This window comes from Acidiferrobacteraceae bacterium, assembly GCA_037388825.1.
Classification (GTDB): Bacteria; Pseudomonadota; Gammaproteobacteria; order Acidiferrobacterales; family JAJDNE01; genus JARRJV01.
In genome coordinates this window covers 1-20,086 of sequence record JARRJV010000037.1, presented here as the reverse complement: position 1 = coordinate 20,086, position 20,086 = coordinate 1, and the positions used below count along the sequence as shown (strand labels likewise).

Below are 20,086 nucleotides of genomic sequence, written 5' to 3'. Positions count from 1 at the left end.
CACGTGAAGTTGATGTAGTCCAAGGCCGGGATGCCCTGAAAGGTCTCTTCCGGTCCGGGGGTCTTGAACAGACCGAAACGCACGCGAGCTCTTGGAACCATGCTCACGGTAACACTGGCATCCATCAGCCGGGCCGGGCTCCGCTGTCCGTAGATACCACCATCTGTGGCGCCATTGTGGCCGAACTCCGCCATGATGAAATAGTCGACCGAATCATCCAGCGGCAGCGCGGTACCACGAACACCGATACGGGCGCGAAACAGCTGGAACTGTTCCTGGCCGTCCAGATTCGGGCCAATACGGGTCGGTTCCGGGCCGGTTCCCGGGCTGAGGTCTTTCTGGTAAGTAGGCTGCAGGAAGCCCCAGACCTTGGCACGGCCACCGCTACCCGGGTCTTCTACGCCTTGTAGCCTCAGCCAGTTCGTGGCCTGCGCGTTTCCGGCCGCCAACATGGTGCCGGCCACGGCGAACGCCATGGTTAGTTTTTTGAAATTCACGAGTGCTCCTCCTGTTTTTCAGGTTCTGTTTTTTGCTGCCATTACAGCGTGGATCAGGGACGAATCAGGATATAGCCCTGGCTCACCAGATCCGCGATACGGACGACGCCGCCGGGAACAACCTTGGCCCGCGAATTGAGAGCCGGAGGTTTGCCCAGGATCTTGCTCATACCATGAATTGTATTGCTGCACGCGGAAAACCGAACGCCATTCATGTTCAGAGTCTGGATGCGGTCCTTCCGTATGTTGTCGGCGAACAGCAGGCGCAGACCCGGGCCGAAGGCCACGATTTCCACATCCACGTTACCGACGCCGTAGTGCTTTTCCAGATTGTTGGCAACGTTCAGGACCAGGGTCTGCTTTTGAGCGCTGGCATCGCTGATCTGGAGAACAAATTTGTTCGCCGCATGGGCGATTCCAGCAGACAACACCAAGAATCCGACGAGGATGCCGGATACAAGCGACTTACGCATAACAACTCCTCCTAGTTGGATTTTAATACTTCGGAAAGAATCACCAGGATCGCCCGCGGATTACGGCCACGGAACTCCCCGTTTTGTCGTCGTATTTCTTCCCGTATACGTTGAGACGCAACAGCGGCCAAAATGTATCCATAAAATTTCAAAAAATTCTTAATATTTCCTTAACATTCCAATCCGGCTGGGCAAGGTCGCGGCCCACTGGTATGGTAACGAAAAACTACTACTAAACAGTGGAGGAGCCATGGCACAGGTCCTTGTCGGCCAGCTGTGGGAATTTACGATCAGACTGCGCGAGCGGCGCCGACGCCTTCGCCGCATTGCCATATCGTGGTGCCAGGACCCCGCCCTGGCCGATGATCTGGTCCAAGAAACCCTCAGCAAGGCCTTTCGCAAGCTAAACCAGTTACGTTCCACGCGGGCCATGGATGCCTGGCTGTTCGATATTCTGCGTAACTGCTGGCGCGACCATTTGCGACGCCATCGCAATACGATCGATATTGATGATCCGGAGGTTCTGGAAGAGTTGTCCGTGGACGGCGACCTGGAGCGTTCGGAACTGATCGCACGCGTTCGGCGAGCCATCGCCACCCTTCCTGTCTCGCAACGGGAAGCGCTGTCCCTGGTGGACATCGAAGGTTTTTCCTATGATGAAGTAGCCGAAATTCTGGACATTCCGCGCGGCACGGTCACCAGCCGGATTTGCCGCGCACGGGAGACACTGCGCCAGGCCCTGTTCGATATTGGCGGCGACTCGATTGAGCCCCAAGTTGTTGCCCTACGGAGAATTAAATGAAGTCGGGAAGACAAATCAACAACGGCATCCTGTGCGAACTGCTGGACGGGGAACTCAAGGATACCGAGGAGCAACGGGTCCTTGGGGAAGTCAGTAGCAATCCCGACCTGCGCCGACGACTCCACGAGTACCGTCGCGTGCGGGACCTCGTTCGTGCCGCATTCCTCGAAGATACGGCAGCGCGGCGTCCACGGCTGTTTCCCCGCATGTCCTGGAATCGGTCCATTGCCGCCGGCGTCCTGCTTTTGCTGGGCTTTGCGGTGGGCTGGTCCACGCACCAGGTGCCGGGCACCAGTGGCGGCGAGCCCTATTCATTCTCATCGAGTTCACTGCACACGCTGGCTCAACCGATCGGCACATCGGCCAAGGATCTCCGGGCAATCCTCCATGTGAGCAGTCACGACCCCGGGGACATGGAATCGGCCCTTGATGAGGCTCAGAATCTGTTGAGTTCCTATCGCAAGGAACATAAGAAACTGCAACTCGAGATCATTGCCAATTCCGGGGGTCTGGACCTCCTGCGCAGCGATGTATCCCATTTTGGCCGGCGCATCGCCCAGCTTCAGAAACAGTACCCCAACGTCAGCTTCCTCGCGTGCAAGCGAACGCTGGAACGGCTGAGGCTGGAGAAGAAGATCAATCCGCACCTGTTGCCAGGCGTGCGGGTGGTGCCTTCCGCGCTGGATCAGATTCTCCTGCGCCTCAATGAAGGCTGGGTCTACGTAAAGGCCTAGGGAAGGATACGGCGCCCCGCGACAGGGCGCCGTTGCTGCCAACTTCAGGTGGTCGCCCGGGTTCCGGCGTAGTCGAAGTCCAGATCGTCGTCCCGCACACGGACCTTGACCTCACCCCCGTCCGACAGCGCGCCGAACAGGAGTTCATCCGCGAGCCGGCGTTTGATCTTGTCCTGAATCAGTCGCGCCATGGGCCGCGCCCCCATACTGGGATCGTAGCCATGTTTCGCAAGCCATTCGCGCGCCTCGTCATCGAGATCGATGGTGACGTTCTTGTCCGCAAGCTGCGCCTCCAGTTCGAGGATGAACTTGTCGACCACGTGCTTGATGGTCTCCTTCCTCGTCCAGCGACTTGAAGTTGATGATCGCGTCCAGGCGATTACGGAACTCCGGGCTGAAAATGCGGTTGATCTCCTGCAATTCATCGCCACGATGACTCTGCTCGGCAAAGCCCATGGAGCGGCGCTGCAGCTTCTCGGCCCCGGCGTTTGTCGTCATCACGATTACTACGTTGCGAAAATCGGCCTTCCGTCCATTGTTGTCCGTAAGGGTCCCATGATCCATCACCTGCAGCAGCAGGTTGAATACATCCGGATGTGCTTTCTCGATCTCGTCCAGCAACAGCACCGCATGGGGATGCTTGTTGATGGCATCGGTCAGCAACCCGCCCTGGTCGAATCCGACATAGCCGGGGGGTGCACCGATCAGGCGGGATACCGTGTGGCGCTCCATGTATTCGGACATGTCGAAGCGAATCAGTTCCACGCCCATGGTCATGGCCAGCTGCCGCGTAACCTCGGTCTTGCCCACACCGGTAGGGCCGGCAAACAGGTAGCAACCGATGGGATGATCCTCGTCACCCAGACCGGCACGGGACAGCTTGATGGAGGTGGACAATGCATCAATCGCCTCGTCCTGTCCATAGACCACCATTTTCAGGTCGCGGTCGAGGTTGCGAAGCGTCTGACGATCCGAGCTCGACACCTGCTTCGGAGGAATGCGCGCCATCTTGGCAACGATCATTTCGATATCGTGAACACCAATCGTCTTCTTGCGTTTGCTGGGTGCCACCAGCCGCATGCCGGCGCCGGCCTCGTCGATCACGTCGATGGCCTTGTCCGGCAGGTGTCGGTCGTTGATGTAGCGCGACGACAACTCCACCGCGCTGCGTAGCGCCTGTTGGGTGTAGCGCACACCATGGTGCTCTTCGAAGCGGGAGCGCAGACCCCGCAGGATCTGTACTGTCTCGTCCACGGAAGGCTCGGTCACATCGATCTTCTGGAACCGCCGGGACAGCGCGCGATCCTTTTCGAAAATACCGCGGTATTCCTGGTAGGTGGTCGAACCGATGCATTTCAGCTCACCGGAGCCCAGGGCCGGCTTCAAGAGATTTGACGCATCCATCGCGCCCCCGGACGCCGCTCCGGCACCAATAATGGTGTGGATCTCGTCAATGAACAGAACCCCATTGGGCTGTTTCTTGAGTTGTCCGATAACGGCCTTGAGCCTATTCTCGAAATCGCCGCGGTACTTGGTCCCGGCCAGCAAAGCGCCCATGTCCAGTGAATAGATCGTCGAGTCCGCGAGAACCTCCGGCACTTCTTCATCGACGATCTTCTTGGCGAGACCTTCCGCAATCGCGGTCTTGCCCACGCCGGCCTCGCCCACGAACAGGGGATTGTTTTTCCGTCGCCTGCACAGCACCTGGATGGTTCGCTCCAGTTCGGCTTCGCGGCCAATGAGGGGGTCAATCTTGCCCAATCGCGCCTGTTCATTGAGATTGACGGTGAACAGGTCCAGCGGGCTGCGCTCGGCCGCCTGACCGGCGCCCTCTTCCGCCTCCTCGGGTGCGGGCAGTTCATTCTGCCCCTCATCCGGCACCTTGGAGATCCCGTGGGAAATGAAGTTGACCACGTCAAAGCGGCTGATGTTTTGCTGATGAAGGAAATAGACCGCGTGCGAATCCTTCTCGCCAAAGATCGCTACCAGAACATTGGCGCCCGTAACCTCTTTCTTGCCAACGCCCTGCACGTGCAGAACGGCGCGCTGGATCACGCGCTGAAAACCGATTGTCGGCTGGGCCTCGTTGACCTTGCCGCCGCAGGCGCGCAGGACCTTTACCGCGGAGGGATTGTCGAGCAGTGCGGCAAGGAGATGCTCGACAGTGATGTATTCATGGCCGCGTGTCCGGGCATCCCGGAAGGCACTATTGAGTGAAAACTCCAGCTCTTGTGATAACACGTGACCACCTCTGGGCTACTGCCCTACTACTGAAATCGATCTAGTCCGGCTCCATGGTGCATTGCAGCGGATGTTCATTCTGCTGCGAAAATTCGGTTACCTCATGCACCTTGGTTTCGGCGATCTCGCGGGCAAACACCCCGCACACGCCCATACCCTGTTGGTGCACCTGTAACATGATACGGGTGGCGTTCTCCCGCGTCATGGAGAAGAAGCGCTCCAGTACGATCACGACAAACTCCATAGGAGTATAGTCATCGTTCAGCAGGAGCACCCTGTACATCGGCGGTTTCTTGACCTGGGGTTTCGCTTCCTGGACGACCAGGTCGTCGATATGTTCAGGCCGCTCGGTAGACATCGTTACAGGGGTCGTCTCTCTATTCCTATATGTTAGACCAATCCGGGGACAAGTTTCCTTCCATTATTTTCCGCCCGTGCGGCCAAATTTCAACCACGAATCTGGCATGAATTTCATGGCACTGGGTGCGTTTCCCCGGGTTTCAAACGGGCAAAGCCCTTGACTTGCAACGAAAAACGGGCAAGATTGATTGGCTCGGATGGCGCCACAACCTGGCGATCGTCCGGTGGACAAGCCGAAGCGAGCTCGGGAAAACCCGGAAAGAACCGTAAAGAAACGGTCATGCCCGCCGGTAGGCGCACCGAGGGGTGCGTCGATGCTGAAACACCAGGCTAGGCAGTGGGAGGAAGTATGATGGCAACAGGTACCGTAAAGTGGTTTAGCGCCACGAAGGGCTATGGCTTTATCTCGCCCAGCGATGGCGGCGCAGATGTCTTCGCGCACTTCTCGGCAATCCAGATGGACGGTTTCAAGACCCTGAAGGAAGGCCAGGCTGTTGAGTACGAAGTGCAACAGGGGCCGAAAGGTCCGCAGGCCTACAACATACAGGCCAGCGCGAAAGACTAGGACGTACCACGAACCCGACTTCCAGAACCCGGCCCCGGCCGGGTTTTTTCTGGTCGTCCGCCATCGCCTTACATGTGCGCAATCACGGCATCACCAAAGCCCGAGCAACTCAGCTTTGTGGCATCGGGCAGCAGGCGCGCCAGGTCATAGGTCACCGTCTTCGCCTGGATCGCCCCTTGCATTCCACGGATGATGGCATCGGCCGCCTCGATCCAGCCCAGGTGCCGCAACATCATCTCCGCCGACAGGATCAGCGAACCGGGGTTGACCTGGTCCTTGCCCGCGTATTTGGGTGCGGTGCCGTGAGTGGCTTCGAACATGGCCACCGAGTCCGACAGATTGGCTCCCGGCGCGATACCAATGCCTCCGACCTGGGCCGCCAGGGCGTCGGAGATATAGTCGCCGTTCAAATTGAGCGTGGCGACCACGCTGTACTCCTCGGGACGCAAAAGGATCTGTTGCAGGAAGGCATCGGCAATCACATCCTTGATGATGATCTCGGCACCGGTCTCGGGGTGGCGCATACGGCACCACGGGCCAGCATCGATCTCCTCGGCTCCGAATTCCTCTTTCGCCAGCTCATAACCCCAGTTCTTGAAAGCGCCCTCGGTGAATTTCATGATGTTTCCCTTGTGCACCAGGGTCACCGATGATCGATGGTTCGCAATCGCGTACTCGATCGCCCTGCGCACCAGCCGTCGTGTCCCTTCGCGGGAAACGGGTTTGATCCCGATCCCGGAAGTCTCCGGGAAGCGGATCTTGCGTACTCCCAGCTCTCCCTGGAGGAATTCGATTAGCTTTTCTACCTCCGGTGTCCCGGCGGCCCATTCAATGCCGGCATAGATGTCTTCCGAGTTCTCGCGAAAGATCACCATGTCGGTCTTCTCGGGCTCCTTCACCGGGCTCGGGGTGCCTGTGAAATAACGCACCGGCCGCAGACACACATACAGGTCCAGGTCCTGGCGCAGGGCTACGTTGAGTGAACGTATCCCCCCGCCCACGGGTGTGGTCAGCGGTCCCTTGATGGAAACCACATAGTCGCGCACCGCCGTCATGGTCTCATCCGGCAACCATACGCCCTCGCCATACACGCGGGTCGCCTTCTCTCCGGCATAGATCTCCATCCAGGCGATCTTGCGCTTTCCTTCATAGGCCTTGTCCACCGCGGCATCCACGACCTTGCGCATCACAGGCGTGATATCGATCCCGGTACCGTCTCCCTCGATGAAGGGAATGATGGGCCGCTCGGGCACTTGCAACGCGCCGTCACGCACGGAAATCTGCTCGCCGTCGGCCGGAACCACGATCTTGTCGAAGGACATTTCAAACTCCACTATAAAAGGATGACTCGGAAAAGCGGCCGCGCGGCGGCCCGGTGAACCTTGGCGGATAGTAACATCAGATCCAGACGGAATCGCAGCAGACGACCATCCCGTCGCCGCGAACCCGCACGTCTGATTCTCCTGAACAAGCCCTTTGGCACCCTGTGCCAATTCACGGACAGCGAGGCCCGCGCGACCCTGGCGGACATCCTGCCGGTGCGAGATGTCTACCCCGCCGGCCGTCTGGACCGGGATAGCGAGGGCCTGGTCATTCTGACCAACGACGGAAGTCTGCAACATCGAATCAGCGATCCCGAACACAAGCTGGCAAAGACATACTGGGTCCAGGTCGAGGGACAGCCGGACGATGTCGCTCTCCAGAGACTGCGCCACGGGGTTGAGCTCGACGGCCGAATAACACGACCTGCCGAGGCGCGCGTCCTGGACGCAGAACCACAGCTGTGGCCGCGCGATCCTCCCATTCGCTACCGGCGCGCAATCCCCACCTCCTGGCTGGAGATCGTTCTCCGCGAGGGACGCAATCGCCAGGTGCGGCGCATGACGGCCGCCGTCGGATACCCCACGCTGCGGCTCGTACGCATCTCGGTCGGCCCGTGGCAACTGGACGATCTTGCTCCCGGGCAGTGGCGTGCGGCCGACCCGTCGCTCTGATATGGTCCGCCCATGATCTGGAGACCCCATGTCACTGTTGCCGCCGTGGTCGAGCGCGACGGTCGTTTCCTGTTCGTGGAGGAAGATACCGATGAGGGTGTGCGTCTGAATCAGCCCGCCGGACACCTGGAATCCGGCGAATCACTGACCGACGCAGCCATTCGCGAAACGCGCGAAGAAACGGCGTGGGACTTCGCTCCCGATGCGCTGGTTGGCATCTATCTCTGGCCCTATCCCCGGCGTGATCGCACCTATCTGCGGTTTGCCTTCAGCGGACACCTTCTGACTCATCATCCCGAGCAATCCCTGGACAAAGGCATTCGGCGTACGGTCTGGCTGAGCCTGGACGAACTGGCTGCTGCGCGCGCCATCCATCGCAGCCCGCAGGTGGAACAGGGTGTTCGCGACTACCTCGCCGGTCAACGGGTGTCCCTGGAGATTCTCAGGCACATGGACCCGGGCGCATGAACAGCAAGACCGCCGAACATGTCGCGGTAGGCCTTTCCGGTGGCGTGGACTCCTCGGTCGCCGCCTTGCGGCTGCTGGAACAGGGCAAGCGCGTCACCGCCGTGTATATGAAGAACTGGGAAGAGGACGACGACGAGGACTATTGCTCCGCCGAGGAGGACCTGGGCTTCGCGCGCGAAGTCTGTGCGCAGCTGGAGATTCCGCTGCGGACGGTGAACTTCTCCACCGAATACTGGGACCGGGTATTCGACTACTTCCTCAAGGAATATCGCGCCGGCCGTACACCCAATCCCGATGTTCTTTGTAATCGTGAAATCAAGTTCAAGGCCTTTCTCGACTACGCGCTGGACCTGGGTGCCGACTGCATCGCAACCGGGCACTACGCACGCCGGGACCACGTGGACGGACGCGTGCGTCTGCTGCGCGCGGCGGATCGGGACAAGGACCAGACGTACTTTCTGTATATGCTTGGTCAACGGGAACTGGAATCAGCCCGGTTTCCGCTGGGCGATTTGCACAAGACCGAGGTACGCGAGATTGCACACCGTGCCGGGTTCACCAACCACGACCGCAAGGACAGCACCGGTATCTGTTTCATTGGCGAGCGCCGCTTCCGCGACTTTCTGGCGCGCTACCTGCCGGCGCAGCCAGGGGAGATACGAAGCCTCGAGGGGGAACTGAAGGGGCGACATAAGGGGCTGATGTACGCGACCATCGGCCAGCGCCACGGGCTCGGAATCGGCGGACCCGGAGAGGCGTGGTACGTGGCGGGCAAGGATCTGGAGCGGAACATCCTGTACGTGGTTCAGGGACTGGACCACCCGGCCCTGTACGGCGAGGAGCTCCTGGCAGGTGACCTGCACTGGGTCGGTGGAGCCGCCCCCGGTCTTCCCCGCCGTTGTACCGCCCGGATCCGGTATCGCCAGAAAGACGAAGTGGCCCGGGTCGAAGCGGACGGCGCGCACGGGCTACGCATACGGTTTGAGCGCCCGCAGAGAGCGATCACGCCGGGTCAATCGGTGGTCCTGTATGACGGCGAAGCATGCCTCGGGGGCGGAGTCATCAATACCCGCGTGGAGGCGTCCGTGAAGAAGGCCGCGATCTGGTAGAATTCCGGTCGCTGCTGCGATCCACGTAGCGGCGCCGGGCCAGGCCCGGGAACAACACAAAGCAGGCAGCCTCATGAGTCAAACCATAAATCCCACATCGGCCCCTACGATGAGCACCCTGACCGCCTTGTCACCGCTGGACGGGCGCTATCATCGTGCGACCGCAACCCTGCGCCCGGTGTGCAGCGAGTATGGCCTGATTCGTCATCGTGTACTGGTGGAGGTCCGCTGGCTGCAGGCGCTTGCGGAAAACCCGACGATCGAAGAGGTCGCGGCACTGCCGGCGGCAAGCATCTCCCTGCTCGACCGCCTGGTCGATGAGTTCGACGAAAGCGATGCGCAGCACATCAAGGAGATCGAACGCACGACGAATCATGACGTGAAAGCGGTGGAATACTTCCTCAAGGAAAAGACCGCCGACGATCCCGCCCTTGCACGAATCAGCGAATTCTTCCATTTCGCCTGCACCTCCGAGGACATCAACAACCTGTCCCATGGACTGATCCTCACGGAGGCACGGGACAATATCCTGTTGCCGGAAGTGGACGAGGTGATCGGCGCCATCGAACAACTGGCACACATCTATGCAGACCAGCCCATGCTCTCCCGAACCCACGGGCAACCGGCATCGCCCACCACCGTGGGCAAAGAGATGGCCAACGTCGCATACCGCCTGCAACGGCAGCGCGACCAGATCGCGAATGTCGCGATCCTTGGCAAGATCAATGGCGCGGTCGGGAACTACAATGCCCATCTGGCCGCCTACCCCGAGGTCGACTGGGAGGTCATTGCCCGCGGGTTCGTCGAAAAGCTGGGGCTCCAGTGGAACCCCTTCACGACCCAGATCGAACCGCACGACTACATCGCCGAACTGTTCGATGCAGTCGCCCGACTCAATACCATCCTCATCGACTTCGACCGCGACATCTGGGGGTACATCTCCCTCGGATACTTCCGCCAGAAAGTCGTCGCCGGCGAGGTCGGTTCCTCCACCATGCCGCACAAGGTGAACCCGATTGACTTCGAGAACTCCGAAGGGAACCTCGGATTGTCCAACGCGATCCTTGACCATCTCTCGGCAAAGCTGCCCATCAGCCGCTGGCAACGGGATCTGACCGATTCCACCGTCCTGCGCAATCTGGGTGTGGGACTCGGCTATGCCATGGTCGCCTATGGCTCGACCCTTCGGGGCATGGGCAAACTGGAGGCCGACCCGGTGCGGCTTCAGCAGGATCTCGATCAGCGCTGGGAGGTACTGGCCGAGGCGGTGCAGACCGTGATGCGCCGCTACGGAATCGCGCAGCCGTACGAGAAACTGAAGGAACTGACGCGGGGCAAGGACCACATCGACCGGGACTCCCTGCACGACTTCATCCGCAAACTGGACATCCCGGAAGCGGCGCGCGAGCATCTGCTGGCGCTGACTCCCGCCAGCTATACCGGCAACGCCGCCGCACAGGCAAGGAAGAACACCAGCTGAAGCGGGCGTTTCGCCGCGACTCTAGCGGCGCGCCTTGGTCTTCTTTTTCGCGGTTTTCTTCTTCTTCGCCTTCTTCCTGGTAGCGGCCTTCTTGCGCGCCGGGGCGGGGCGAGACGCCGCCTTCGGCCTTGGCGCCGGTGCCGGACGAGGTGCGGCCCTGGGGCGCGCAACAGTTGCCCGGGAAACCGAATTCTGCGCAACGATCAGATAGATGGCGGAGCCCAGCGCCACAATCAGACTGATCACGTTCTTGATCGACATCGCCAGGTCGTGCGTCTTGATCATATGGAAAGCCGCGGCAAGGCAAATCAACACCAGCACAGCGCCCAGGGAGTAGACGATCTCTTTCTTTGGATCCTGGGCTGTCACCAATGCGACCAACGAAAACCCAAGTAGGGAAACGGCAAGGATCGAGAGAGTTGCGGTGTCCACGGTCCCGAGACTGGCGAGTCCGCGTGGGTCGCTCAACATGATCAGGATACCCATGCCCCAGATGAACAACAGGATGGAAACGATTACGAGACTGCCCTGAATATACGATTTCATATTGTTATCTCCTCCACTCTTGTCCAGCGGCTATACTTTTTTCAGTTGTAATTCAGCACAAGCAGTTATAACGTAACTCCAACATTATATATACAGCGTTCTGTCCGATAGGGGAAACCTAGACGTGCAACAAGACGGTAACATTCGCGAACCGCATCGCGCGACCGGCCGGGAAGAAATGTCCGTCGCCATTGCCGAGTCCATCGGCAAGGCCAGCCGCAAGCTTGCGATCTATGCACCAAGTCTCAACCCCCTCTTCTTCAATTCTGCCGACACTGTCGCCGCCTTGGCGACATTCTGTACCACTGCCCCCCAGAATCGTGTCCGCTTCCTCGTCGAACAGGGCGACCGAACGGTTCGCGAGAATGGTCGACTGGTTAACCTGGCGCGGCGCATCAGTGACCTGATCGAAATACGGCAGCTGGGTGAGGAGACGGCAGCGACGGCCGAAATGTTCATGGTCGTCGACAACAAGGGCTATCTGCATCAGGCCGATTCCGAAAAGGCGCAGTGCGTCGTGGATCTGGAAGACACGACCCGCGCAGGTGCTTTCTCAAATCGCTTTGATCGCATGTGGGAACGCAGCGTCGTCATCAGCGGTCTACACGTACTGGGACTGGGAAGGTAGGTGTGATTCGGCCCGCTCTCTCCCTCTTCCTGTTCGCCGGACTGCTGGCCATCTCGGCCTGCGCCTCGACCAGTCCATACCCCCCTTCCGCGCGCCATGGCAGCAATCCCTACGGTGTTCGCGCTGCGAGCTATGCGCAGAAGTTCGTGGGAACCCGCTATCACTATGGAGGAAACGCCCCGCGAGAGGGATTTGACTGCAGTGGCCTTGTGCAATACAGCTATCATCTGGCCGGCCTGAATGTTCCCCGCAGTACCAGGACGCAATATCGCTCCACCCACTGGGTTCCGGTGAAGCAGCTGAGGCCCGGAGACCTGTTGTTTTTCAACGAACAGGGTCGACGCTATTCCCATGTGGGCATCTATATCGGCGGGAAGCGCTTCGTTCACGCACCTTCCTCCGGAAAACGCGTACGCGTCTCCAGTCTAAGCAATCCATACTGGAGACGGCACCTCTCCAGCACCCGACGCTTTCTCCCCTGGTAGATCGCGGTTTTTCGGCGGTTCCAGGCACCCGCCTGCCCGCCTGCCCGCCTGTAGCCATGGTCTATACTTGGAAGTTCGACGCATCAGCCGGTGCCAGAGCGGGACGGAATATCCGCGGCCCCGAACCGACAGAGCCCCGCCCGCTGCCAGCGGGCATTCGGGGATGAGCTACAAGGAGGACTCATGCGAAAAGAGCGCAGACTCAGTACACGCCGTGAAATCAGCATCAACGTGGCGCTGTACTATAACCGGCTTGGCCTGCTTCCCTGCAAGACCCGCGATCTGTGCATGGAAGGGATGTTCGTCCATACCAGCCGCGTCAATCTGAGTGAAAATGTCCCGGTGGATGCCGTATTTACCGGCTGGCAACAGCCCGGCGCGGCGCCATTGCGGCTGACCGCCCGCATCGTTCGCATTACCGACGAAGGCGCGGCACTTCGCTTTCACGACATCGAAGCAGCCGACTACCAGGCCCTGCGAAAAGTCCTGCACGAGACCTGAACCGGCCACTGCGGTCCCGCATCGCCGACCGCGGCGTTAGGGTGTATCCTTCGGGAACTGACCCCATTGTTTCAAGCATGTTTGTCGAAGATACCCTGCAACGCTTCCTGCTCGAAGGCAGCCCCGTACGAGGCGAACTCGTTCACCTGGATGCAACCTGGAAATCGATGATCCAGGACCGGGCCTACCCGGAGCCGGTGCGCAACATTCTCGGCCAGTTTGCGGCAGCGATTGCCCTGCTGGCCTCGACCCTCAAGTTCAATGGCTCCCTGATCCTTCAGATTCAGGGAGATGGACCAATCAGCCTGTTGGTCATGGAATGCGACAGTCAGGGCACCATGCGTGGTATGGCCAAGTGGAGCGAATTGCCTGCCAACGGCACACTTCCAGAACTTGTTGGGAGTGGAAAACTGGCCATCACCATCGATCCCAAAGCCGGACGTGAGCGCTACCAGGGAATCGTGGAGCTCGACGGAAGTTCCGTGGCTGAAGTCCTGATGGCCTATCTGCAACGCTCGGAACAACTGGCGACACGGCTGTGGCTCGCGGCGGACGGGCGCCGAGCCAGCGGCCTGCTCTTGCAGCGCATGCCCGGCGTCCGGGGCGAATCCGCCGATGAAGACTGGAACCGGGCAAATCTGCTTGCGGAAACTGTGACCGGCGACGAGTTACTGGATCTGGCACCACGGGAGGTCATTCATCGCCTGTACCACGAAGAAGACGTGCGATTGTTTGATCCCCGGCCGCTCCGCTTCGGCTGCTCCTGCTCCCGTGACCGCGTGATCCGTACCTTGCGCATTCTCGGCTACCAGGACCTGCAGTCCTTGCTGGAAGAACGTGGGTCCGTGTCCGTGGATTGCGAATTCTGCAGCCAGCACTACGAGTTCGATGCAGTCGACATCGAACAGATTTTCGCTGCGGCCAATACAGACCAGGCCTCACCCACCCGGCACTAGTTCTGGCCGACGCAACGATCTCGGGAGCCCATTCCGTGACTGCTGTATTCCTGGATCGCGAGAGTCTGGATCGCCAAGACCTGGATCTTTCACGACTGACTTCAGCTGTATCGGACTGGATGTGGTTTGAGTACACGCCCGCGGACAAGACGCTCGCCCGCATCGGGGATGCGAGCATTGTTGTGAGCAACAAGGTCGTTCTCGACCGCGCGATCCTCGAACAGGCACCGAATCTGAAGCTGGTTTGTATCGCTGCGACCGGTACCAACAATATCGATCTGATGGCGGCGCACGAGCTGGGAATCTCCGTGTGCAATGTTCGCGGGTACGCAACGCCCTCCGTCGTACAACATGTATTCGCGCTGATCCTTTCCCTGACCACCCATCTGGCTGACTACACCCGGGATATCGCTGAGGGTCGCTGGCAGAAAAGCCGGCAGTTCTGTTTGCTCGACCACCCCATCCGTGAACTGGGTGGAAAGACGCTGGGTATCGTCGGCTACGGAGAACTGGGCAAAGCGGTGGCAGAAACGGCCCGTGCCTTTGGCATGGGCGTGATACTGGCACAGCGCCCGGGGACGGAGCCGACCAGGGGCCGGGAGCCGCTGGATCGGGTCCTGGCCGTGGCCGATGTTGTCAGCCTGCATTGTCCACTGACGGAGGAAACCCGCGACCTGATTGGGCCACGGGAACTGACACGCATGAAACCCGACGCCCTACTCATCAATACTGCCCGCGGAGGTATCGTCGATGAAGCCGCCCTCGCTTCGGCATTGCGCGATGGAAGACTCGGTGGAGCCGGCATCGATGTATTGGCCCAGGAACCACCCGGCGCCGAAAGCCCGCTTCTGGCCGCAGACATCCCCAATCTTATCGTCACCCCGCACATCGCCTGGGCAAGCCGGTCCTCCCGACAACGTCTGCTGGACGGGGTCGCCGGGAATATCGAGGCGTGGCTTCGTGGAGAGCCGAGGAACCTCGTTTAGCCTGAATCAGTACCAGCTTGCACCATCGGTCCTCGCGACGGAAAATAATCGTCCTTCACGCCCCGTTCCGGCCATGTCTTCTGTCAGCACCAAAGGAAATCCCCCGCACGCACTCCTGCTCGTGGGGCCGGGCTGCCCCTACTGCGCACAGATGCTCGAAGGTCTGGGTGAACTGGTCAAGGAAGGTGTCATCGGGGAACTCACAGTGGTCAATGTGGAACGCGAGCCCGCGGTGGCGAAACAGAACGGCGTGCGCTCCGTTCCCTGGGCAAGGGTTGGCGAGTTCGTGCTCGAAGGTGCCCATACAAGCGGGGAACTGCGCCACTGGGTAGAGGAATGCGCCGACCCATCAGGCATGACCCACTATCTCGATGAACGCCTGCAGCACGGTGGGCTCGCCCGGGTTGAGCTTATGATTCGGGAAAAGCCGTCCCGGCTGCTGGATCTGGTGTCATTGATTGAAAACAGTGAGACCGCGATCCAGACCCGGGTTGGAATCGGCGCCCTGCTCGAAGGACTGGAAGGAACCGGGTTGGCGCGCAGGCTGGTGCCGGAACTCGCACGTTTGAGCGGGCACGCCGATGCGAGGGTGCGCGCTGACGCATGCCATTACCTTGGGCTCACCGAAGACGCCAGCGCGATCGAAACACTGACGCCCCGCCTGAAAGACTCCGATGATGAGGTGCGGGAGATCGCGGCGGAATCCATCGAACACCTTCGACAGGGTGAGCCAGATTCCCCCGGCAAGTGATGGACGTCGGCCATGGATGAAGACATCTACCGCGAGACCTATCGTCGACTCAACCCGCTTCCCTGCGTGTTCGAGAAGGCGATTCTGCGCACCTGCTGCCGTTGCGAACTCGCACAGAAACTGAATCTGGCCGAGCGTGAGGCGGTCGCCTGCACCCGGGTCGATGCACAGAAGATATGTCGCTCCGTTCTCGATGCCATGCACGAGAAGGCGGTCTTTGCGGTGCATGCTCCGGGCACCCCGGGGCCCCTGCCCCATGGCAAGGAAATTCGCATTCAGTGCGGCGGCCTTCTGGGCCTGAAGCAGGTTATGGGCGTGGACACCCCCGGGGACACGATCGACGTCCACGCCCTGCTCCGATCAGCCCTCGATCGCTATGGGGACAGTGAACAACTGCCCCACCAGGAAATCGTCCGGGTAATCTCTTCCTACCGCAATCGGCGTCAGCGCTAGTCGCGCCCGGCGAGCCACAAGCGGGCGCGCAGCCCCCATTCGGAACTGTATCCGACCTCGATGAATCGAATCCGTCCTTCCCGGTCGACGATGAAATCCGTGGGTACCCCACGGATTCCAAAGCGTGCGGCGAGTCCCGAACGATCCGGAATCACACTGGCCTGAATTCCATGGTTCTGCACATATCGTTTCAGGGCAATCGGATCCGCTGCGTCGATTGCAATCGTAATGACGTCATGGTCGCGGGCGATCGAATCAATAGAAGACTGTTCCATGCGGCAGATCCGGCACCAGCTGGCCCAGAAATGAACCAGCAGCGGCTTGTCGCGCTTGCCTGCAAGGGTGAACGTTTTTCCTTGCAGGGTTGTGGCGCTGAACTGAGGGGCCAGACCGTGAACGAGGTCGCGATGCTGCCAGGCCCGGATTCCGGAATATATGACGGCAAATGCGAGCACCCACGCAAGATTCGAAAGGACGGTTCGGCGATTGGGCCACTTCATGACGGAATATTGCGCGTCGGCGTACTACCGGCCTGCCACAACCGGCAGGGATTGGAGTTGCAATCAATCGCGTCCGGCAAGCCAAAGGCGAAAACGCAGACTCCATTGCGAGCTGTAGCCCAGCTTCACGGACCGGATTTGTCCGCGACCGTCGACCACAACATCCGTCGGTACCCCGCGTACGCCAAATCTCGCCGCAAGGGCGGAACGGTCGCCGATCACCGTCGTCTTGATCCCGCGGCTCTTCACGTATTTCTTCAGAGCGGCAGTATCGGAGCCGTCGGTAGCCACGGTGATGACCTGATAATCGCGAGCGATGGCTTCGATGGAAGGCTGTTCAAGTCGACACGTGCCGCACCAAGTCGCCCAGAAATGCAGGAGCACCGGTTTCCCACGCAGATCGGCAAGGGATACGCGCCGCCCTTCCAGGGACCTCTCCATCAACGGTGGCGCCATACCGTGGACCAGATCCCGTTGCTGCCAGGCGCGAATGGTGTCAGGAACCAGCTCCCGAACGCGAAAACCGACAAACGCGACGACCAATACCAGGCCCAGGGCGAGGCTGACCAGAACGGTACGACGATTCAGCTGCATCATTCTTCCCGGTTTCGCATGTGGTCTGCTGTCCGCATGAAGGCCTGCATCAACTGCTCATGTGCCTGCTGTTCCAACTCTTGTTCCGCCAGGGCCCGCCCCATACACAACATCCATTGATCGCGCTCTCGTTCTCCGATCGTAAATGAGAGGTGACGCGCCCGCAACATGGGATGGCCGTACCGCTCCACGTACCGTCCCGGACCGCCAAACCAGCCGGAAAGAAACAGGAACAGCTTTTCCCTTGAACCGCTCAGATCGGCCGGATGCAGTCGGCGGATGTCCTGCGTCTCCTGCAGCTGATCCATCAGGTCATAGAAACGATCCACCAGGGCGCGCACGCCGCTCTCGCCGCCGAGCAGTTCATAGGGTGTCGGCTGTTTTTCACTCATCATAGATGGAGTTCCTGCGGGCCAATGGGGCGCGCATTGTCGACGAGATTCCCTTTTCGGACAAGCATGCAAACTAAAGGTGTTTGCGGTATGTGCGGTAGTTCTTGCGCAGTTTTAGTTGCGCTGCTGTCCACGGATGATTCCAGTCGAGGTCCCGGGCGAACAGTCCCTTGCACAAGGCCAGCAAGCCCGCGACGTCCTCCTCGTGCACCATTTCGGGGGCGGGGCCGTCCACGCCGCGGCAATCCGGACCCCCTTCGAACCCCTGGTTGTGATAGTTCCCCAGGGGTACGGAGAGCCCCACGGACGGCACGCCCCACAGCGTGGCCGCCGCCGCCTCGCAGGCACCGCCATCCATGATCCGTTTCTGATGCTTTCCGGGAAGCACGCGCCTGGCCACCTCAGCCAGAACCTGCAGCGCGCCGGCGTCGAACACCGTGCGCCGGTCGCCCAGGCGAACCACCGGGCCCTTGCCAATTCGCGCCCCGTCCAGGGCGCGGGAGGTTTCCAGGCTCACGAACACAACAGGACGGCGGGCCTCCTGCAGCCACTTCCTTTCGAGATGAGCAATGGCACCAACAAAGCCAACCTCTTCGCCCCGGGTTAGCAGACCCACGAAGGGACGTCGCGGGGCGCCCTTGCGGAATAGCGCCACAGCCGTCTCGACGATGGCAAAAACGCCGACCAGATCATCCGCGGCCTTGGTGTAGATTCGCTTGCCGCTGCGCCATACCGGTGCCCGAAACCGGAACCCGCCGAACAGTTCAGCAGCCGGCACATCGCGCACCAGCCTTGACCTGTCAACGCGCACTTCCGCGGTCTCAATGAAATGCCCTGAACGATGCATCTTCACGCGGGTCATGGATCCCTGCCCCACATATCCCTCACGATCCCCCAGCCAGACGGGACTCCCGGCCAGGTGTTTGCGCGGCGATCCCCCATGCCACCGGACCGCCAGGGACTTCGGTGTCCGCCATCGAAGTCCATGGAAGCCGGGATGATCCATGTGCGCCACCAGAACCCGCAAGGGTTCGCGCACCGTCCGTGAGAGTTCCCGTTGGTAGGCAGCGAGCGACGCAAACCCGATCACAAGGTTTCCCGCCGGGTCCTCAAAGTACGGAACCTTGCGCTTATCCAGCATCCCGACAACGGCATCACGCACCAGCTGTTCGCGAAACGGAGCGGTTGGAATCGACAGCAGCTTGTCGAGGAATTTGTTCTGACGCTGGTTCATTCAGTAGCCATTCTGCCTCCAGGACGGTACCGGCCGGCAGGGACATGCGATTACAATGCAGGCGCGGATTCTAGCGTGCGCGAATTGCGGCGCGCAAACTGCATTGGCGTGATTCATCTCCTATGTCAAAACCGGACAACAATCAAACGCTCGAGGACAATGGTCTTCGCGTGGATCGCTGGCTGTGGGCGGCCCGCTTCTTTCGCACTCGCCAACTGGCCACGGAGGCCGTCACCGGCGGCAAGGTTCATGTGGACGGAACCCGCGCCAAACCCGGTCGGCGCGTTCGGCCCGGGGACCTGCTTCGCATACAGCGGGCCGGCGACCTGATGGTCGTGCGCGTACTCGGCCTTTCCGGGCGCCGTGGGCCGGCCAGCGAGGCGTGCTTGCTGTATCAGGAAATCGAGGTCAAACGGCGGCAGGCTGATACGACATCCGCGATCCCGCATCGCGAAGCGCCCGCGGCGCGACCCGGCAAACGCGATCGCAGGGCCCTGCGGCGACTGCGCGGTCGCGATCCTTACTGAGCTTCGAATCGGGAGATGGCCGTGGTCATCTGATCCACGGAAGCCCCATTGAGGCGCAGGGCATCCTTGGTTACGACGGTGACGCGCCTCGGCTTCTGGAACGGGGTCTTGCTGAAGATTTCCACCTGGTCGAGGACCCAGTCCGGGACTTTTTTGAATTCCGGATACTCTTTGGGGTACAGGGACGCCCATTTCAGGTCATGGTAGATCTTCGTTGCCTCGGCGCGCCGACCAAGAAGATCGAGCGTCTGCGCCCGGGCCAGATACCAGTACGCCGCATCGCGCTTGATGAACTTCGGCTTCATGGCGTCGACCTGCTTCAGATCACCAAGGCTGCGGTAGGCCTGCAACCTCACCAACTCAAGCGTACTGCGCAGGCTCGCATAGTCATTCAGGTACCGGTCGACGGCGATCTGGTTCAGGGCAAGTGCCTGCTCGGGGTAACCGCAATGCACATCGACCAGCTGCAACGCCATGGAGAAATAGGGATTCTTCGGGAAGTTCATATAGGTATAGATCGCCAGGGGTCGATACCGGCACGGCCGGGCATGTTCCGGCTGAATCGCAGCAGCGGCAAGCAGGATGCGCGCCGCTTCCGGCGCCATGATCGGCGCCTTCGCCGTAGCCCGCTCCAGATACTGAATTCCCAGATGCCGGTCACCGCTGATGTCGAACAATCTAGTCAGCCATTTCAGACTGCGGGGTACGGAACCGGCGATGTATTCGTACATACCGAGCACAAAGTACGCGTCCTCGATATGGGGATGAGTCTGCAGCAGCTCGCGCAACGTATCCCTTCCCCGTCGCGCA

The 20,086-nt window shown here is 60.3% G+C and carries 27 protein-coding genes; 15 read left to right on the top strand and 12 right to left on the bottom strand.

All coding sequences use genetic code 11. The features are described from left to right. Positions 1-497 (bottom strand): hypothetical protein (locus P8X48_08355; protein ID MEJ2107327.1); only part of this gene is annotated, 497 nt, incomplete at its 3' end. Between the two features lie 53 nt (positions 498-550). Further along, the gene (locus P8X48_08350) at positions 551-970 is read right to left on the bottom strand and encodes a DsrE family protein (protein ID MEJ2107326.1); all 420 of its coding nucleotides are present in this window, start codon (positions 968-970) and stop codon (positions 551-553) included. Positions 971-1,220: 250 nt separating this feature from the next. Here P8X48_08350 and P8X48_08345 point away from each other — a divergent pair, with 250 nt between their 5' ends. Together P8X48_08345 and P8X48_08340 are read left to right on the top strand one after the other, a co-directional pair. Further along, positions 1,221-1,772 (top strand): sigma-70 family RNA polymerase sigma factor, encoded by a 552-nt coding sequence (locus tag P8X48_08345; protein ID MEJ2107325.1) that lies wholly within the window; start codon positions 1,221-1,223, stop codon positions 1,770-1,772. Then, on the top strand, positions 1,769-2,506 hold the full coding sequence (locus P8X48_08340) for a hypothetical protein (protein ID MEJ2107324.1): 738 nt from the start codon (positions 1,769-1,771) through the stop codon (positions 2,504-2,506). Before P8X48_08345 ends, P8X48_08340 begins: the two co-directional genes overlap by 4 nt. Before the next feature lie 44 nt (positions 2,507-2,550). Here the strand turns inward: P8X48_08340 and P8X48_08335 are convergent, their stop codons facing one another. From P8X48_08335 to clpS, 3 genes are read right to left on the bottom strand one after another with little or no spacing between them, the layout of a single operon-like run. Further along, positions 2,551-2,826, bottom strand: coding sequence for a hypothetical protein (locus P8X48_08335; GenBank protein MEJ2107323.1), 276 nt, complete (start codon positions 2,824-2,826; stop codon positions 2,551-2,553). Then, entirely contained in the window at positions 2,756-4,747 is a 1,992-nt protein-coding gene (locus P8X48_08330) for an AAA family ATPase (protein ID MEJ2107322.1), read from the bottom strand. The genes P8X48_08335 and P8X48_08330 overlap by 71 nt, the downstream gene beginning before the upstream one ends. 40 nt (positions 4,748-4,787) lie before the next feature. Beyond that, on the bottom strand, positions 4,788-5,105 hold the full coding sequence (clpS, locus tag P8X48_08325) for an ATP-dependent Clp protease adapter ClpS (GenBank protein MEJ2107321.1): 318 nt from the start codon (positions 5,103-5,105) through the stop codon (positions 4,788-4,790). Positions 5,106-5,459: 354 nt separating this feature from the next. Here clpS and P8X48_08320 point away from each other — a divergent pair, with 354 nt between their 5' ends. Beyond that, entirely contained in the window at positions 5,460-5,672 is a 213-nt protein-coding gene (locus P8X48_08320) for a cold-shock protein (GenBank protein ID MEJ2107320.1), read from the top strand. Between the two features lie 68 nt (positions 5,673-5,740). On the opposite strand, the gene icd is transcribed toward P8X48_08320, so the two are convergent. Next, positions 5,741-6,994 carry an NADP-dependent isocitrate dehydrogenase gene (gene icd, locus P8X48_08315; GenBank protein MEJ2107319.1) on the bottom strand — a complete coding sequence of 418 codons (1,254 nt, stop codon included), beginning with the start codon at positions 6,992-6,994 and terminating at the stop codon, positions 5,741-5,743. A 60-nt stretch (positions 6,995-7,054) separates the two neighbouring features. Here icd and P8X48_08310 point away from each other — a divergent pair, with 60 nt between their 5' ends. The 4 genes from P8X48_08310 to purB all read left to right on the top strand — a co-directional run bounded on the left by P8X48_08310 (position 7,055) and on the right by purB (position 10,723). After that, positions 7,055-7,666, top strand: a complete 612-nt coding sequence (locus P8X48_08310; protein MEJ2107318.1) for a pseudouridine synthase — start codon at positions 7,055-7,057, stop codon at positions 7,664-7,666. Positions 7,667-7,678: 12 nt separating this feature from the next. After that, positions 7,679-8,134 carry an NUDIX hydrolase gene (locus P8X48_08305; protein ID MEJ2107317.1) on the top strand — a complete coding sequence of 152 codons (456 nt, stop codon included), beginning with the start codon at positions 7,679-7,681 and terminating at the stop codon, positions 8,132-8,134. Beyond that, on the top strand, positions 8,131-9,243 hold the full coding sequence (gene mnmA / locus P8X48_08300; protein ID MEJ2107316.1) for a tRNA 2-thiouridine(34) synthase MnmA: 1,113 nt from the start codon (positions 8,131-8,133) through the stop codon (positions 9,241-9,243). Before P8X48_08305 ends, mnmA begins: the two co-directional genes overlap by 4 nt. A gap of 109 nt (positions 9,244-9,352) precedes the next feature. Further along, positions 9,353-10,723: an adenylosuccinate lyase gene (gene purB, locus P8X48_08295; protein MEJ2107315.1), complete on the top strand. Its 1,371-nt coding sequence runs from the start codon at positions 9,353-9,355 to the stop codon at positions 10,721-10,723. A gap of 21 nt (positions 10,724-10,744) precedes the next feature. Here purB and P8X48_08290 read toward each other — a convergent pair whose 3' ends face one another. After that, complete coding sequence (locus P8X48_08290; GenBank protein MEJ2107314.1) at positions 10,745-11,269, bottom strand: hypothetical protein; 525 nt, start codon at positions 11,267-11,269, stop codon at positions 10,745-10,747. A 124-nt stretch (positions 11,270-11,393) separates the two neighbouring features. Here P8X48_08290 and P8X48_08285 point away from each other — a divergent pair, with 124 nt between their 5' ends. From P8X48_08285 to P8X48_08255, 7 genes are all read left to right on the top strand, one after another. Next, a complete protein-coding gene (locus P8X48_08285) occupies positions 11,394-11,897 on the top strand; it encodes a hypothetical protein (GenBank protein ID MEJ2107313.1) in 504 nt (167 codons plus the stop codon). A 2-nt stretch (positions 11,898-11,899) separates the two neighbouring features. Next, on the top strand, positions 11,900-12,382 hold the full coding sequence (locus P8X48_08280; GenBank protein ID MEJ2107312.1) for a C40 family peptidase: 483 nt from the start codon (positions 11,900-11,902) through the stop codon (positions 12,380-12,382). Between the two features lie 183 nt (positions 12,383-12,565). Continuing rightward, entirely contained in the window at positions 12,566-12,883 is a 318-nt protein-coding gene (locus P8X48_08275; GenBank protein MEJ2107311.1) for a PilZ domain-containing protein, read from the top strand. A 77-nt stretch (positions 12,884-12,960) separates the two neighbouring features. After that, positions 12,961-13,839 carry an Hsp33 family molecular chaperone HslO gene (gene hslO, locus P8X48_08270; protein ID MEJ2107310.1) on the top strand — a complete coding sequence of 293 codons (879 nt, stop codon included), beginning with the start codon at positions 12,961-12,963 and terminating at the stop codon, positions 13,837-13,839. Between the two features lie 35 nt (positions 13,840-13,874). Continuing rightward, positions 13,875-14,825, top strand: a complete 951-nt coding sequence (locus P8X48_08265; protein ID MEJ2107309.1) for a 2-hydroxyacid dehydrogenase — start codon at positions 13,875-13,877, stop codon at positions 14,823-14,825. Positions 14,826-14,898: 73 nt separating this feature from the next. Continuing rightward, positions 14,899-15,576: a HEAT repeat domain-containing protein gene (locus P8X48_08260; protein MEJ2107308.1), complete on the top strand. Its 678-nt coding sequence runs from the start codon at positions 14,899-14,901 to the stop codon at positions 15,574-15,576. A 12-nt stretch (positions 15,577-15,588) separates the two neighbouring features. Next, positions 15,589-16,029, top strand: a complete 441-nt coding sequence (locus P8X48_08255) for a hypothetical protein (protein MEJ2107307.1) — start codon at positions 15,589-15,591, stop codon at positions 16,027-16,029. Here the strand turns inward: P8X48_08255 and P8X48_08250 are convergent. The 4 genes from P8X48_08250 to P8X48_08235 all read right to left on the bottom strand — a co-directional run bounded on the left by P8X48_08250 (position 16,026) and on the right by P8X48_08235 (position 18,749). Continuing rightward, positions 16,026-16,529 (bottom strand): protein disulfide oxidoreductase, encoded by a 504-nt coding sequence (locus P8X48_08250; protein MEJ2107306.1) that lies wholly within the window; start codon positions 16,527-16,529, stop codon positions 16,026-16,028. The genes P8X48_08255 and P8X48_08250 overlap by 4 nt on opposite strands. Before the next feature lie 63 nt (positions 16,530-16,592). Beyond that, the gene (locus P8X48_08245) at positions 16,593-17,126 is read right to left on the bottom strand and encodes a redoxin domain-containing protein (GenBank protein ID MEJ2107305.1); all 534 of its coding nucleotides are present in this window, start codon (positions 17,124-17,126) and stop codon (positions 16,593-16,595) included. Further along, complete coding sequence (locus tag P8X48_08240; GenBank protein MEJ2107304.1) at positions 17,123-17,518, bottom strand: group II truncated hemoglobin; 396 nt, start codon at positions 17,516-17,518, stop codon at positions 17,123-17,125. The genes P8X48_08245 and P8X48_08240 overlap by 4 nt, the downstream gene beginning before the upstream one ends. 70 nt (positions 17,519-17,588) lie before the next feature. Then, positions 17,589-18,749 (bottom strand): M20/M25/M40 family metallo-hydrolase, encoded by a 1,161-nt coding sequence (locus P8X48_08235; GenBank protein ID MEJ2107303.1) that lies wholly within the window; start codon positions 18,747-18,749, stop codon positions 17,589-17,591. A gap of 122 nt (positions 18,750-18,871) precedes the next feature. Here P8X48_08235 and P8X48_08230 point away from each other — a divergent pair, with 122 nt between their 5' ends. Continuing rightward, positions 18,872-19,276, top strand: a complete 405-nt coding sequence (locus P8X48_08230) for an RNA-binding S4 domain-containing protein (protein MEJ2107302.1) — start codon at positions 18,872-18,874, stop codon at positions 19,274-19,276. Here the strand turns inward: P8X48_08230 and P8X48_08225 are convergent. Continuing rightward, a partial coding sequence (locus P8X48_08225; protein MEJ2107301.1) for a hypothetical protein occupies positions 19,270-20,086 on the bottom strand: 817 nt, incomplete at its 5' end. The genes P8X48_08230 and P8X48_08225 overlap by 7 nt on opposite strands.